Origin of the sequence: Knoellia sp. p5-6-4, from assembly GCF_029222705.1 — a bacterium.
Taxonomy (GTDB): Bacteria; Actinomycetota; Actinomycetes; order Actinomycetales; family Dermatophilaceae; genus Pedococcus_A.
On record NZ_JARGZF010000008.1, the window covers coordinates 1 to 881 of the forward strand.

Annotated in this window: 1 protein-coding gene; it reads left to right on the forward strand. The window is 65.6% G+C overall.

Annotated elements, in window-relative coordinates:
- The first annotated feature begins 249 nt into the window (after positions 1 to 249).
- The gene (locus P2F65_RS18430; protein ID WP_275811373.1) at positions 250 to 648 is read left to right on the forward strand and encodes an ester cyclase; all 399 of its coding nucleotides are present in this window, start codon (positions 250 to 252) and stop codon (positions 646 to 648) included.
- Positions 649 to 881 lie beyond the last annotated feature (233 nt).

Consider the following 881-nt stretch of genomic DNA (forward strand, 5'->3'; position numbering starts at 1 on the left):
GACGCATGCCATGAGAGAGCCACACCAATGACACCGGTGGGCAGCCGCATTGAGAGAGCGCCTCGCCGAGCACCTGGACCGAGTCTGGCCAGACACCGATCCTGCGACCAGTCTCTAAGTAGCCGCAAGTCGGACGTTGCAATCACCGGCATAACGCCGCAGTCCGGATGCGACGAGACGTTGCGAGTACGGCACGGAGCGATCAGGGCAGCCCTCACCGGGAAGCGCTCGCCTGAGAGACTTGAGCTCATGATTGCCGACCTGGTCCAGCGCTTCTACACCGATCTCTGGAACCGCTGGGACGACGGGTTGGTGGGCGACCTGCTCTCGCCCGACTTCCTCTTCCGCGGATCGTTGGGCCAAGAAGTGCATGGCAGGGACGGCTGGCGCCGCTACCGCGACCTGATCCGCCAAGGATCCAGCGACTTCCACAACGAGATCATCGATCTCGTTGTCGCCGAAGATCGCGCCGCGGCGCGGCTCGAATACTCAGGAACACACACCGGGCCCCTGCTCGGCTTCAACCCGACCGGGCGTCGCTTCACCTACTCTGGCGCCGCCTTCTTCAGGGCGTCCGACGCCTTACTCACTGAGGCTTGGGTGCTTGGCGACCTCCGGTCGCTGAGCGCCCAGCTCGGCGGCCGATGACCAGCACGCGGACCTCTCGTGCTCAACCAAGGCACGGTCAGTTTCCGTGAGTGTCCGCATCTGCCGCGATCCGCTCGGTCGTGCCGATGAGCGCGTGGTTGTCCGGGGAGGGCCGTCACCGCAGTCGCGCGGCCATTACGGTCACGTCATCGTGCAGGGAGGTGTCGGCGAGTGCGGCGATTCCTTGGACCAGTTCCTTCACCGGAGCGTCGCGGAGGTCGGCGGCCCGGTCG

Coding starts and splice junctions, on each gene's coding strand:
- P2F65_RS18430 (WP_275811373.1), top strand. CDS start 250: ATGATTGCCGACCTGGTCCAGCGCTTCTACACCGATCTCTGGAACCGC.